Raw genomic sequence first — 13,913 nt, 5'->3', positions numbered from 1 at the left:
GCAATTGCTACGACAACTCCGCTGTCGAGACCTTCTTCAAATCCCTGAAGGCGGAAATGATCTGGCGGCAGAGTTGGCCAACCCGGCGGCAAGCAGAGGCAGCCATCTTCCAGTACATCAACGGCTTCTACAATTCCCGCCGACGCCATTCATATCTAGGTGGCATCAGCCCGCTCGCCTTTGAGGCCAAGGTAGCATAATGAGATACGTGACCGGCGCAAAACCGTTACAAGTCCATAGCGCCCGGCCACGATCGCAGATAGGGCGCTGCGTTTGGCGCAACGTCGTATCGGGCCTTTGCCGACTTTCTTTGCGCGAGGTGCGTGCGTTTTGTGATCAGCCCAGGCTGACACGCTTGCTCTGATCGACCAATGGAAATGGCTCTGGCATTTCGCGAGCCTGGCTATGACCTTGCGAAAGCAAGCAGCGGCTCGATCTCGCCACCATCCGCTGCCCTCAGCGCCGCGACATAAGCTCTTCTGGTTTCGCCTGGATCGACCAAATTGGCCCTGCCCCAAGTGAAGCGAGGCTGGCCAAGCTCCATTGCGAGCAGGTCAGCGACCAGGCGGGAGTGCCGACCATTGCCGTTGGGGAATGGGTGTATGGACACCAGCCGGTGGGAGAAGCGGATCGCAATCTCGTCCGGCGGGAAGGTGCCGTTGTCTACCCAGTACCGCGCATCTTGGACGAGCTCTCGCACCGCCATGGGAATGCGGTAGGCGTCGATGCCGATATTGCGCGGAGTCTTGCGATACTGGCCTGCCCACTTCCAGACTTCGCCAAACATCCGTTTGTGCAGATCACGCAGGAATGCATCGTCGAGCACGTCAACGTTGCGGGCGCGCCGGAGCCAGAGGCTGGCCCGGGTGATGTTGACCTGCTCGGCTTCGTTCAGTTCAGCCCTGATGGTGATGTAGGTCGGAATAAGCTGTTCGCGTTCTTCCGCTTCGAGCGGCGTATTGGCTTCGTCTTCACCGTCATAGAGAGGATCGGTCATTCATCCTCCCACAGATAGCGCAGCGGCTCATTCAGGATCTCGGCAGTCAGGCGCTCAAGTTCCTCATGCATCTGCCCCGTGGTGAGAGACTGGTTCTCAAGCATCATGCCCTGCGCAACGGGGCCGAATTGATCGAGAGCTTTGGCTGCCGCACGGTCGCGCACGATCTCGTCGAGCGGTGCCTTGGGTACGAGCGCGTAAACAAGCTGGCAGTTGAGCGCCTCGGCTGCCTCTCGCAGGGATTTGAGGGTAGTGGCATCGGTTGCCTCCGCCTTTTCCAGCGCGACAATACGCGACTGCACCACGCCCATGCGCTTAGCGAGCTGGCGCGATGTCATGCCCAGCGAATCGCGGATAGCGCGTATCCAGCCCCCGTGCGGACGCGGGAGGCTTTGTTCCCGCAGAAAGGCGAGCTTCCTGTCGAGGTTTTTTCGAGCCAGTTCGGCTTGCCGATCCTTGATCATCGCAGTCCTCCGCTGCATTTATGATCATAAATAAGTGATTTTGTCAAAGGATAAAGATCATTAATAAATGGTCATATGACACCATTATGATCACTTTTATGTGATTGACATTCGAAGTTTGAGCGGCGAACGTCCGCGACAGAGCTTGTGGGCGCAACGGCGCGTGCCATATCCTTCTACGCGGTAATCCTCAATTCAGATCCGATTTCAATGACATCGGCATCATCTGGGACCTCGAGCTGCATTTCGTCGATCCAGCTCGAAACCCAGTCTCGTCTCGCTTGAGACCAAGCATCGAATATCGGTAGCTTCCGATAGATCGCGCGAGTTCGAATGATCTCATCGACAATGGCGCGGACGATCGCAGGGACTCGATGACGGTTCAGCTCCGCCCTGACGAGCCCTTCGTCGGCGCTGAGGCTAGCGATGATCGATCTGCCATAACCTGGTTGCTCCAACTGATCTTCAAAAGCTCCGATCAGCGTGGCCAAAATATCTTGCAGCCCTGTCGTGACGAAGGGGGCAAAAATGACAACTTGGTCGTTTATCTGCCGGTTATGCCACGCCAAAAGGAATTGGCTGACAGAACGAAAGATATCGAGAAAATTTGCTAGCCCGCCCAGATTTCCTCAATCGACATGCCGTTCAAGGCGCGTACGGATATGTCGCTGGACAAACTCCCAGATAGCTTCGCGCAGTTCGGCGACCGACGCGCCGCTTGACCCAATAGCCCAATGTTCGGGAACGTCGCCCGAAAAAGGATCGCGCGCTCGCCAGCGCCCAAAACCTCCACTGCCCGAAATGGCACCGTCGTGGAACCGAATGTTTGTCCGGTTGATGAAATCGATCGCCTCGTCGATTCCGCCAAGAGCATCGACGTATTCAATAAGGCCGTCGCCACTTTCGATCACTCTCTGCAGCCTATTAGCTGCGGCGGACCCTCCTCCACGATCGCGCAGCAACCGTGGCAGTTGCTTTACGGAACAAAGCTGACTCTTCACTTCGCAACCGTAAAGCATGGCACGAAGCTGACCCACTGCCGGCTGGTCGAACTTGGCTTGGTCATCGTCCTTCAGTGCCAGGACGAAATCAGCCTTCTCCACGCCGAGGTTCCAGGAGAGAGTTGGCAGCGTGTCACCACGTTTGAATATTCGCAATGAAAGGTCAGTCGCGTCTGCGGGTATCGCTGATGTTGCCAGAAGCTGACCTTCTTCGGTCAGGACAAGCGATTGCAGCTTCAACCCGTGAGGCTCCTGGACCGGAGGGGCGGGTTCATCGATCGCCACAGACATGAATCTTTCGGGTTCAATCTTCGCAAACTTCAGGTCGTCTTGCTTCAACGCCCCGGCTGCGTTCTGTTTGGTCGCGAACCAGAGACATGCCTCGCTATTGCCGCCAGAAAGAGCGGCATTGGACATGTTCGCGCTCCCGGCGAGCCAATAAGTGGATTCTGGTGTTTGGAAGGCGAGTGCCTTTGCGTGCATCTTTCGCCCAGCCTTTTTCGATGTGGCCGAAATCAGTTCCAGATCTCCAATCGAATCGCGCAGCTCAACAAACCTCTCTACCGGTAGATTGCTATAACCGGACTGGCTGACGATCTGGATGGTCGCTGTGGGGAAAAGCGCCCTTATCCGCTCAACCATACGAAGATTGCTGTCGAAAAATGGGGCGAGCATCACGACCTTGCGAACATCTGTGTTGCTCATGCGCGCGACTATCTGTGGCCAGAGCGGACCATCGTGACTGGAGAGCAGTTCGATGTCTTGTGTGCTGACATCGGCATCGCCTAGCCAAGAAAAGGCGTTCTCGAGCCGATCGAATATATCCTTCTTCAGCCACTTCGACACCGGCCCCGCTTCTTGGGCGTAGCGCTGGAATTGACGAAATATCGAAGCGATCAGGGGGGCATTTGCGTTTCGATCGTCGCCGCTCGACGACTCCAGCGTCGAGATCAACTCGAAGTTATGTCCTGTTCCGGCAGATGTGCAGTTATTGCTGCCGACCGACGCAAACACCTTTTTTTCGCCTATCGAAAGGTACAATTTCGGATGGAACACTCCGCCAGTTCTGCTGATAGGAATAACGAAGTAATTCCGATCGAAGCCTTGCCCCTGCTTGTTGTTTTCGAGGATGTCCCGGTAGCGGTCATTGTCGATGAAAACGATCACCGTAGCGCCATCGAACGCCGGAGTGGGGAGTATGCGCCGCTCGAAAAAGTGCGAATCAAAATCATATGTAGCAACGAACGCAAACTTACCCCTGATCTTCTTCAAGAACTCAAGGAAATCGACGGTCACGAAACTACGTCCTCCAGAAGGAAGTTGAGCATTTCCTGGCCATCCGGCGTCAGGCATTGACCTTTTTCCGGATCGCGGTCGATCAGCCGCAAGTCTCTCAAAACCTGCATCGCGCTTGGGAATCGGGGGTTTCCGGAATCCACGTCGTCACGAGTGAGCCCCGTCCCAACGACCATCGGGCCATCAACTCGGAATAGCGGAGGACTTCCGCCAAACCCCTTTTCGTAACTCATTGTTTCGTGCTGACGCACCACAAATCGGCTTACAACCCGATACAAGATTTCCCGGTTTGGCGTGTTCCGCCAGTCTTCGAAATCCAAAGCGAGCATGCGCGCGACCGTTGGCATGGCGACGTCAGCACTTGGATCGAATACCTTCTGGGCGTTCCATCCTTTATGGGCATCGGCAACGGTCAGATCGTATCGAAGCATCAGGCAGTATAGCAACATAGCGGCGACCGCCGCGCCCGCGGCCCCAGAAACCAAGTCCTGCTCGATCAACGCGTCACGGAGAAATCGTTCGACGAACGGATTTGATGCGAAAATCTCGGATGAACCAGCAACGCCGCTTGTCTGACCGGGAACGTCAATCGCCAGCAACGCCAAGGAAGCGGCCGGGGTAAGATCCAAGAACGGGACGGAAAACTCTACGCCGAAGAGCTCGCCGAGCACTTCGGCTGCTTCGACATTGTCAAACGCCTCAATTACGTCTGCGACAGACCTACCGGCTGGGTAATTTAGGATCGCACGAACAAAGCTGGCCAGCAGCGATTCTAGGGCGATTGTCAGATAGTTATGGAACTGGAAAATGCGCCAGCGCTCAGATATATCGATCAGCGAAGGCAGCAATTCCACCGACACTGCCTCGTCTTCCTCGTCGAAGATCATCCGATAGTATGCCAAGTCGCCGAACGATCGCTCGTCGAGTTCCACACCTGCATCAGCTGTGACCAAAGTCGCCCATAAAAGGAGCAGCAGGCTCATGCGTCGCCGATAATGGGAATTAAGATGGGAGTCGCTGTCGGTCGAGAAAAACAGATCGCGCAATGGTAAAAGGTCGAACTCCTCTGCCGCTCGCAATTCGCACAGCCCTGCCGAGGCGCCGAATTCCTTGAGCACATCCAGATCCATCGATCCGCCTGCTGGCCTCATTTTAACAAATTCTGTCCCCGCAACCGCTTGACCGAAGGCGGTGGCTAATTTGCGTCCCTTGGCGGACAATTCGCCAGAGGTCAGGTTGTTGGATTGGTCGTTTTCGTCCTCATCGTCGGCTGTATCAGGGCTCGCGCTCTCCGCGAAAATGCCAAGATTGATCAGGGACCCCTTGTACGCAGCGAACCCACTGGTGTTGTCGCGCAGATGGCTCCATTGGCCAAGATCAATCGAGCGCTTACTTGAATTCGCCGCAAGATCGACCGCTCGATTGGAACCCTGCAGAGACCCACCTTCACACGGATTGCCGTCGTGATGAAGGACCGCACCCAGCGTCATTGCCCTTTCGTCAATCAAGACAAACTGCATAAGCTGGTCGAAGTCGCCTTTGCCCCTCGTTCGATCTTGGGCACGCTGGAATGCCCATGGGAAAAAAGAATAATAGCGGGCACGCGGCGTGATCGAGGTAATGCAATGTAACAATTCCGCGCCTAGGCGTGCACCAACCCGAAGCGTCATGCCCAGCGGATCGCCGGTACCCGATGACGGCAGCTCGCTGTTCCAATTGAGCAACGCGACACCGGTTGGAAGGCGCTTGAGATTTAGCAAATGACCCCCAGCAAATTCAGACGGTTCACGATATCACACAATCCTCCGCGTTGGCTCGCTCCAATATTGCCTCAAGCCGCCCGGCTGGTCGAAGCTGGGATTGACGATAGGCTTCTCCATTCGGGTTATATTCGTTGGATGATTCGAACGCCCTGCGGACACGTTTGCTTCAGTAGCCAGTTGTTGCTCCGGGTTATGCTTACGACCGACTGCAAGGGCTAAAACAGCGCCCTCGCTCTTCTCTTAGTTAGAAGTGAATAGGTTGGTCGAGGCATCAATTGTTGGCCTGACCTCGCTTTAGCTGATCAAGGTAATCGGCCCACCATTGCGCCATCTCGACGCGTTCGGACCAATGCGCACCGCGATGGTAAGCTGCCCGAACGGCATCCTTGTCCTTGTGAGCCAATGCCCTTTCGATGGCATCGGGAGACCATTTGCCCGACTCGTTGAGCAAGGTGCTGGCCATGGCCCGAAAGCCGTGAGCAGTCATTTCGTCGCCGGTATAACCGAGCCGTCGCAACGCTGCATTGACCGTGTTCTCCGACATCGGCGATTTCGGCGTCCTGATCGACGGGAAAACATACTTCCCGCCGCCGGTGAAAGCCTTCGCCTCCTTCAGCACAGCGATTGCCTGCCTGGATAAGGGCACTGCGTGTTCGAGGCGGGTCTTCATCTTTGCGGGAGGGATGCGCCACACCGCTTCGTCGAGATCGATCTCCCGCCATTCCGCGTGACGCAGTTCGCCTGGCCGGACAAATACCAGCGGCGAAAACAGGAGCGCATACTTGGTTGTTGGATATCCCTCATAGCCATCGATCACGCGCAGCAGTTCGCCCACGCGCCGGGAGTCGAGGATCGCAGCGAAATGTTTCGGCTTGCGGCTGGCGAGTGCGCCGCGCAGATCGCGGGTCGGATCGACCTTGGCTAACTGGTTGGCGACCGCGAACCGGAACACCTGGCCAGCGAACTGGAGCGTCCGGTGAGCCTTCTCGTCGTTCTTGGACGCTTCGTAAGGCCGGACAGCCTCCAGAACCTCGACTGGCTCGATCTGGACAATCGGACGGTTGCCCAGCTTCTTTTGCAGCAGGCTCAGGAACCACTCGCGCTTGCGGACCGTCGCTGCCGCCAGCCCATCCCGCCGGTTCTTCTCTATGTAAGCTTTGGCGACCGCGCTGAAGGTGTTCAGTGCGCTGATCTTGGCAGCAATCTTGTCGCGGCGTTTCTGATCAGCCGGATCGATACCTTTGGCCAGGCTCCCCCTGGCCGTATCGCGGGCATCGCGAGCGTCACGGAGCTTCAATTCAGGATAGGACCCCAAGGCTAGCTTCTTCTCGACCCCGGCGCCATTGCGGAATTTCATTCGCCAAAGCCGTCCGCCCGAGGGTGTCACGAGCAGATAAAGGCCCTTCTCGTCGGCAACCCTGTAAGCCTTGGCTTTGGGTTTGAGGGCGCGGATCGCAGTCTCTGTCAGAGCCATTTGGGGGCCTTTCGAATTTGGGGTTGGCGAAGGCCCCCACAAAAGGCCCCCAAATCGTCGCGGCTGCAGGCGAATTTCAGCGAACCTTGGCGGCCAAGCCAAGGCAATTTATCGCAGATTTCCGAGGTTTTAGCAACCTTCAGCGGTCAATAGCGAAGGTGGAGGTGGTGCCGCTTACGTGACTCGAACACGTGACCCTCGCATTACGAATGCGATGCTCTACCAACTGAGCTAAAGCGGCGTCGGAGCGGGCAGATACCAAGGGTTAGGGGTCAGGACAAGCGGGCATTTTCGCTTTGCCGGCGCAATCCGCTCCACCAGAGCCTGCGGCCCGGATTTTTACCGCAATTTTACCATCCGCTGCCACTGTCCCCTGCGGGAGGCCGCATTTCGTGGCGGTTCTTGAAAGACGGGATGGCGCGATGGACACGATGCGGGGGCATGAGGCCGCGAACGACCGGCAGGATTTCGACGATGTCGATGCGCTGGAGGTGGAGGAGCCGCCGTTCGCCCTGTCCGAAGAACGGCGGATGCAGGTGCGCGCCTATAATTACTGGGCGTCGCTGCTCGGCGACCGCGCCTTGCCCTCGATCGAGGATCTGACGCCCGACCATCTGGAGGATTTCGGGCCGAATGCAGTGCTGCTGGATTTCTCGACCGGGATGGACAATCCGGCGATCGTCTATCTGGGCACCGCGCTGCGGCAGGAATGCGAGATCGAGGGGACGATCGACTATATCAACGACGTGCCGGCGCGATCGCTGCTCTCGCGCCTGACCGACCATTATCTCCAGATCATCGCCAATGCCGCGCCGATCGGGTTCGAGGCCGAGTTCGTCAACCAGCGCGGCGCGGAGATCATGTATCGCGGCATATTGATGCCCTTTTCGTCCGACGACGACACGATCGACTTCGTCTTCGGCGTCATCAACTGGAAGGAAGTGGCGAGCCGCGGGGTAGCCGAGGCGCTGGAACGGGAGGTGGGCGAAGCGCTCCGCACCGCGCCGTCCCCGCATGGCAGCGCGCCGATCTGGGCCGACGGGCCGCATTTGAACAGCGAGTTGGACAGCTCTTTGGGCATCCAGGGCGCCGACGACGAAGACGACGACGAACTCGACCTCGCCGGCATGGAATGCCCGGCGGAGGACGCCTCGCTCGCCGACTGGCTGGCGATCGCGCGCGACGGCGCGGCGCGGGTGCGGATCAGCGAGGCGCGCAGCCATGCGGCGCTCTACCGCGCGGTCAGCCTGTCGCACGACTTCGCGCTGGTGGCGCGGGTGCGGCCGGACGATTATGCCGAACTGCTGCACGATTATGGCATCAAGGGCCAGGCCCGCAGCCCCATGACGGCGATCATCAAACTGGTTTTCGGCGCCACCTATGACAAGACGCGCATCACCGAATATGCGACCGCGCTGGATCACGCGCAGGCGCAGGGACTGGGTGTCGGCGAACTGGCCGATTATCTGGCGCAGTATAAGGGCGGGCTCAAGGCGCTGGTCGCCGACGAGCGCGCCCGCCGCCGCGCCGACCGCCCTGCCCGCCCGGATCGCGCGGAAACGGCCCGCGCCGCGATCCGCGATGCCGCGCCGATCGATCCCACCTGCGTCCCGACCGATGTCGATGGCCTGGCCATAGTCGTCGCGCGGCGGGAGGCGGACGGCAGCCTGGCGCTGATCGCGGCGCTGCCCGAGGGCACGGACCTTGGCCGCAAGGTGATCGTGGCCGCTCGGCGCTGACGCTGGCTTTCGCGCTCGACAACGCCCCTTTGCTGACGGATAACGGCCCTGCCTGATCGGTCCGCGCCACGCGCCCGGACCCGTGTTGCGCTGCATCATAATATTACAAGAGTTGGAAATTTTATTTCCTATTCCGTCTTGAGCCGCTTGCAGGCCCGGCGCATATAGGCGCCCGAAGCCGGGGAGTCGCACAGCCCAAGCGACCCAGCGCTCCTGCGGCGAAGGCAGTGAGAGGTGGAGCGAATGACGGCCCTGGCGGACGCGAAGAGCAAGGAAGTCGACACGATCATCGGACAGGCGCTGGAGCAGGCGCTGAGCCGTGGCGCGCTGCCGGGCGAGAGCGAGGGGCTGGACGCGGCCGCGCTGACCGCCGCCGCCGCTTTCCTGGGCCGCGTCGCCAATGGCCGCAAGCCCGGCCAGCCCGCCATCGCGATCGAAACGCTGGGCGAAGGCGCGACGGGGCGCTTCATGCGCCTCGCCATCGTCAATGACGACATGCCGTTCCTGGTGGATTCGATCGGCAACGCGCTTGCCGCCGCCGACATCACCATCCACCGGCTGCTGCACCCGGTCCTGTCGGTGCAGCGCACTGCGGACGGCGCGCTCTCCGCGATCCTGGACGACGACACGCCGGGCGCGCGGCGCGAATCGATGATCTATATCGAGGCCGATCGCGCCGATGCCAAAGCCCGGCGCGCGCTCGAAAAATCGCTGTCCGAAACGCTGGCGGACGTGCGCGCGGCCGTCACCGACTGGGCGGCGATGCAGACCGCCATGGCGGCCGACGCCGACGCCGTGCCCGACGAGGAAGGCGCGGCGCTGCTGCGCTGGTTCCTCGCGCGCCATTTCACCCAGACCGGGCATGAGATCGTCCACCGCGACATGACCAGCAGCGCGCAGCTCGGCATCTGCACCCGGCTCGACCGGCCGCTGGTCGCGCCTGTCTCGCTGGAGGGGGCCTTCGCGTGGTTCGAGGAAGGACGGCGCGTCCCGCTCATCATCAAGTCGAGCCGGCTGTCGCGGGTCCATCGCAACGTCCTGCTCGACCTCATCATCGTGCCGGTGCGCCAAGGCCGGGAGGTGACGGCGCTGTCGATCCATGCCGGCATGTGGACCAGTTCGGGGCTGGCCGCAGCGCCAGACAAGGTGCCGCTGCTGCGCTCGGCGCTGTCGAGCCTGATGGACAAGTTCGGCTTTGACCCGCTGGGTCATGCCGGCAAGACGCTGGCGCATGCGCTGACCGCGCTGCCGCACGACATTCTCGTCGGCTTCGACCGCGAAACGCTGGAGCGGCTGGCGCTGACCTTCATGTCGCTGTCCGACCGGCCGCGCCCCAAGCTGGCGCTGGCGACGAGCGCGCTCGCCCGCCATCTGTACGCCTTCGTGTGGCTGCCGCGCGACGAGCTGTCCACCGCTCGCCGCGTTGCGGTGCAGGACATGCTGGCCAAGGCGTCGAACGGCCCGGTGCTGAGCTGGTCGATCGCGCTGGAGGAAGGCGGGCTTGCGCTGCTGCGCATCACGCTCGACCTGCGCGATGGCGGCACGGTGCCGGACGCCGCCACGCTCGACACCCAGTTGCAGCAGATGGTGCGCGGCTGGGTGCCGGCGGTCGAGGAAGCGCTGGCGCAGAGCGAGGAAGGCGGCCGCGCCGCCGCGCTGGCGCAGCGTTATGCGCCCGGCTTCCCGCTCGCCTATCGCAATGGCGCTGGCCCGGCCGAGGCAGCGGTCGACATCCGTCTGATCCACGGCCTCGCCGGGCCGGATGACAAGTCGATCCGCATCTACCGCAACCCGGAGGACATCGCCGAACGGCTGCGGCTCAAACTCTACAGCCATGCGACCATCGCCCTGTCCGAGGTCGTGCCGGCGTTCGAGAATTTCGGCTTCCGCGTGATCGAGGAGATGACGACCGCCATCGATGGCGGCGCGCTCGGCCATGTCCAGCGCTTCGTGCTGGAACTGCCCGCCGGCGCGCAGGCGCAGCCGGTGGTGGATCGCGCGTCGGTGGTGACCGAAGCGATCGCGCAGGTGTTGGAGGGCGTGGCGGAAAATGACCGGTTCAACGAACTGATCGTGACCGCCGGCCTGTCCCCCCGCGCCGTTGTGCTGTTCCGCGCGCTCTACCGCTATCTGCGGCAGGCGGGCGTGGCCTATGGCATGGCGACCTTCGCCGATACGCTGCGCAAGGCGCAGGGCGTCGCCGCCAACCTCATCGCCCTCTTTGAAGCGCTGCACGATCCCGCTGCGCGCGACGGCGCGCAGGATCGCGTGGCGGAAGCGCAGGCGGCGATCGACGCGGGGCTGGAGCAGGTGACGGCGATCGACGAGGATCGCGTGCTGCGGCTGCTGCGCGCGGTCATCACAGCGACGCTGCGGACCAATTTCTTCGGCAAGGCGGCGGCCGAGGCGCTGGCGTTCAAGCTCGACAGCGCACAGGTGCCGGGCCTGCCCGCGCCTCTCCCCTGGCGCGAGATCTGGGTCTATTCGCCGCGGGTCGAGGGCATTCACCTGCGCGCCGGGCCGGTCGCGCGCGGGGGCCTGCGCTGGTCCGACCGGCGCGACGATTTCCGCACCGAGATACTGGGCCTGATGAAGGCGCAGCGGGTGAAGAACGCCGTCATCGTGCCTACGGGCGCGAAGGGCGGCTTCTACCCCAAGCAGTTGCCCAACCCGCAGGTCGACAGAGACGCCTGGCTGGCGGAGGGCACCGAAAGCTACCGCATCTTCATCCGCGCCTTGCTGTCGGTCACTGACAATATCGTCAAGAACAAGGTGAAGCATCCCCCCGAAGTCGTCGTGCATGACGGCGACGACCCCTATTTCGTCGTCGCGGCCGACAAGGGCACGGCGACCTTCTCCGACGTCGCCAACGCGATCGCGCTGGAACGCGGCTTCTGGCTGGGCGACGCCTTCGCGAGCGGCGGGTCCAACGGTTACGACCACAAGGCGATGGGGATCACCGCGCGCGGCGCGTGGATCAGCGTGCAGCGCCACTTCGCCGAAATGGGCGTCGACGTGCAGAGCGAGCCGGTCAGCGTCGTGGGCTGCGGCGACATGTCGGGCGACGTGTTCGGCAACGGGATGCTGCTGTCGAAGGCGATCAAGCTGGTCGCGGCGTTCGACCATCGCCATATCTTCTTCGATCCCTCCCCCGATCCGGCGAAGAGCTGGGAAGAACGCAACCGCATGTTCGCCCTCCCCCGGTCGAGCTGGGACGATTATGACAAGTCGCTGATCTCCAAGGGCGGCGGCGTCTTCCCGCGCAGCCTCAAGAGCATCCCCTTGACGCCCGAAATGCAGGCCATTCTCGATGTCACCGCGACCGAGATGGAGCCGGCCGCGCTTATTTCGGCGATCCTGAAGGCGCCGGCCGACCTGCTCTGGTTCGGCGGCATCGGCACCTATGTGAAGGCCGCCGCCCAGAGCCATGGCGATGTCGGCGATCCCGCCAACGACCGGCTGCGCGTCAATGCCGAGCAGCTGCGCGTGCGCGTGGTGGGCGAAGGCGCGAACCTGGGCGTGACGCAGGCCGGGCGCATCGCCTTTTCGCTGAAGGGCGGGCGGATCAACACCGACTTCATCGACAACAGCGCTGGCGTCGACTGTTCCGACAATGAAGTAAACATCAAGATCGCGCTCAACAAGGAAATGGCCGAGGGCCGCCTGCCCTTCGAGGCGCGCAACGAACTGCTCGTCAGCATGACCGATGCGGTCGGCGACATCGTGCTGGAGGACAACCGGCTCCAGGCGCTGGGCCTTTCGATCGCGGAAGCCGGCGGTGCGGCCGAACTCGCCTCCTATGTCCGCCTGATCGAGACGTTCGAGGAATCGGGCCGGCTCGACCGGCAGGTGGAGGGGCTGGCGGCGAACGACCAGCTGCTGCGCCGCGCGCAGGACGGGCAAGGGCTGACCCGACCCGAACTGGCGGTGCTGCTCTCCACCGCGAAGCTCGCGCTTCAGGACGCGATCGAGCATGGCGAGCTTGCCAGCGACGAGAGCATGACGGGCGAACTGATGGCAGCCTTCCCGCCCGCGATGCAGGAGAAGGAAGCCGACGCCATCGCCGCCCATGCGCTGCGGAAGGAGATCATCGCCACCAAGGTCGCCAACCGCATCGTCAATCGCCTCGGCCTCATCCACCCGTTCGAGCTGGCGGAGGAAGAAGGCTGCTCGCTCGCCGACCTCGCCAACGCCTTCCTGATCGCCGAGCGGCTCTACGATATCCGCGCGCTATGGCAGGATATCGATGCCGCCGACATGGCGGAGGGGGCGCGGCTCGCCCTGTTCAGCGACATTGCAAGCGGGGTCCGGGCGCAGATCGCCGACATATTGCGCGCCCTGCCCGCCGGCACTTTACCGGCGCAGGGCCATGCGATCCTGTCAGCGGGCGTGTCCAAGCTCGCGGGGCAGGTCGACGACCTGCTGACCAGCGAGGCGCAGCGCCGCACCGCCGCCGTGACCGATCGGCTGACGGGGCTGGGCGCGCCGGAGACGCTGGCGCACCGCACCGCTTTGCTGTTCAAGCTGGACGGCGGGGTCGGCATCGCGGCGCTCGCGGGCCGGATGAAGGTGGACGAGATCGCGCTGACGCGCGCCTTCACCCATCTGGGCGAGGCAGTCGGCATCGACTGGGTCCAGTCCGCCGCCGCGCGGATGGAGCCGAGCGATCCGTGGGAGCGGCTGCTCATCTCCGGCGTCGCGCGCGACATGCAGCAGGTGCGGCTCGATTTCCTGGCGCATGGCGGGGGCAAGGACGTGTCCGCCCATGTCGAGGAATGGCTGAAGGCCAAGGGCTCGCGCATCCGCCAGTTCCGCACGCTCGTCCAGCGCGCCAAGGCGGCGGCGACGCCCAATGTCGCCATGCTCGCCGAGATCGCCGGGCAGGCGCGCGGGCTGTTGGGGCGATAGCTAATGGAGCTTTTTATCCGATCCGTTCGTGCTGAGTAGGGACTGAGCGAAGTCGAAGTCCCGTATCGAAGCATTCGTGCCAAGGCCCAGTCCTTCGATACGCCATTTCGACTTCGCTCAATGGCACTCAGGACGAACGGAGTGGTTCAGAGCTAACGCGCCTAGAGCGAGATGACGTGAGGCTGAATCGAGAGGGGTTTTGCTCGGGCCTATTATGTGATTCAAGATGCCGGCTGGGGAATGGAGGCCAGCGGGCATGGCGAAACCCTAT

General features: G+C 61.9%; 9 protein-coding genes and 1 tRNA gene. 3 read left to right on the top strand and 7 right to left on the bottom strand.

The features are described 5' to 3' along the window. On the top strand, positions 1-200 hold a 200-nt coding region (locus ACETPF_RS20695; protein WP_373936508.1), incomplete at its 5' end, for an IS3 family transposase. Between the two features lie 203 nt (positions 201-403). Here the strand turns inward: ACETPF_RS20695 and ACETPF_RS20690 are convergent. The 7 genes from ACETPF_RS20690 to ACETPF_RS20660 all read right to left on the bottom strand — a co-directional run bounded on the left by ACETPF_RS20690 (position 404) and on the right by ACETPF_RS20660 (position 7,236). Continuing rightward, positions 404-997, bottom strand: coding sequence for a mobile mystery protein B (locus ACETPF_RS20690; RefSeq protein ID WP_373936507.1), 594 nt, complete (start codon positions 995-997; stop codon positions 404-406). After that, positions 994-1,461, bottom strand: a complete 468-nt coding sequence (locus tag ACETPF_RS20685; RefSeq protein WP_373936506.1) for a mobile mystery protein A — start codon at positions 1,459-1,461, stop codon at positions 994-996. Before ACETPF_RS20685 ends, ACETPF_RS20690 begins: the two co-directional genes overlap by 4 nt. Before the next feature lie 176 nt (positions 1,462-1,637). Beyond that, positions 1,638-1,952, bottom strand: coding sequence for a hypothetical protein (locus ACETPF_RS20680; RefSeq protein WP_373936505.1), 315 nt, complete (start codon positions 1,950-1,952; stop codon positions 1,638-1,640). Positions 1,953-2,090: 138 nt separating this feature from the next. Next, a complete protein-coding gene (locus ACETPF_RS20675) occupies positions 2,091-3,758 on the bottom strand; it encodes a phospholipase D-like domain-containing protein (protein ID WP_373936504.1) in 1,668 nt (555 codons plus the stop codon). Next, complete coding sequence (locus ACETPF_RS20670) at positions 3,755-5,518, bottom strand: hypothetical protein (RefSeq protein ID WP_373936503.1); 1,764 nt, start codon at positions 5,516-5,518, stop codon at positions 3,755-3,757. Before ACETPF_RS20670 ends, ACETPF_RS20675 begins: the two co-directional genes overlap by 4 nt. A 274-nt stretch (positions 5,519-5,792) precedes the next feature. Then, entirely contained in the window at positions 5,793-6,995 is a 1,203-nt protein-coding gene (locus tag ACETPF_RS20665) for a tyrosine-type recombinase/integrase (protein ID WP_373936502.1), read from the bottom strand. A 165-nt stretch (positions 6,996-7,160) separates the two neighbouring features. Beyond that, positions 7,161-7,236 (bottom strand) — tRNA-Thr (locus ACETPF_RS20660). Positions 7,237-7,417: 181 nt separating this feature from the next. Between ACETPF_RS20660 and ACETPF_RS20655 the strand changes: the two genes are divergently transcribed. Both ACETPF_RS20655 and ACETPF_RS20650 read left to right on the top strand, forming a co-directional pair. Beyond that, a complete protein-coding gene (locus ACETPF_RS20655) occupies positions 7,418-8,734 on the top strand; it encodes a PAS domain-containing protein (RefSeq protein WP_373936501.1) in 1,317 nt (438 codons plus the stop codon). Between the two features lie 243 nt (positions 8,735-8,977). After that, on the top strand, positions 8,978-13,642 hold the full coding sequence (locus tag ACETPF_RS20650; RefSeq protein WP_373936500.1) for an NAD-glutamate dehydrogenase: 4,665 nt from the start codon (positions 8,978-8,980) through the stop codon (positions 13,640-13,642). The last annotated feature ends 271 nt before the right edge of the window (positions 13,643-13,913 follow it).

It is taken from the genome of Sphingobium agrisoli (genome assembly GCF_041877245.1).
GTDB lineage: Bacteria > Pseudomonadota > Alphaproteobacteria > Sphingomonadales > Sphingomonadaceae > Sphingobium.
The sequence above is the reverse complement of the archived record's forward strand: the minus strand, read 5'-3'. Positions and strand labels throughout refer to the sequence as shown.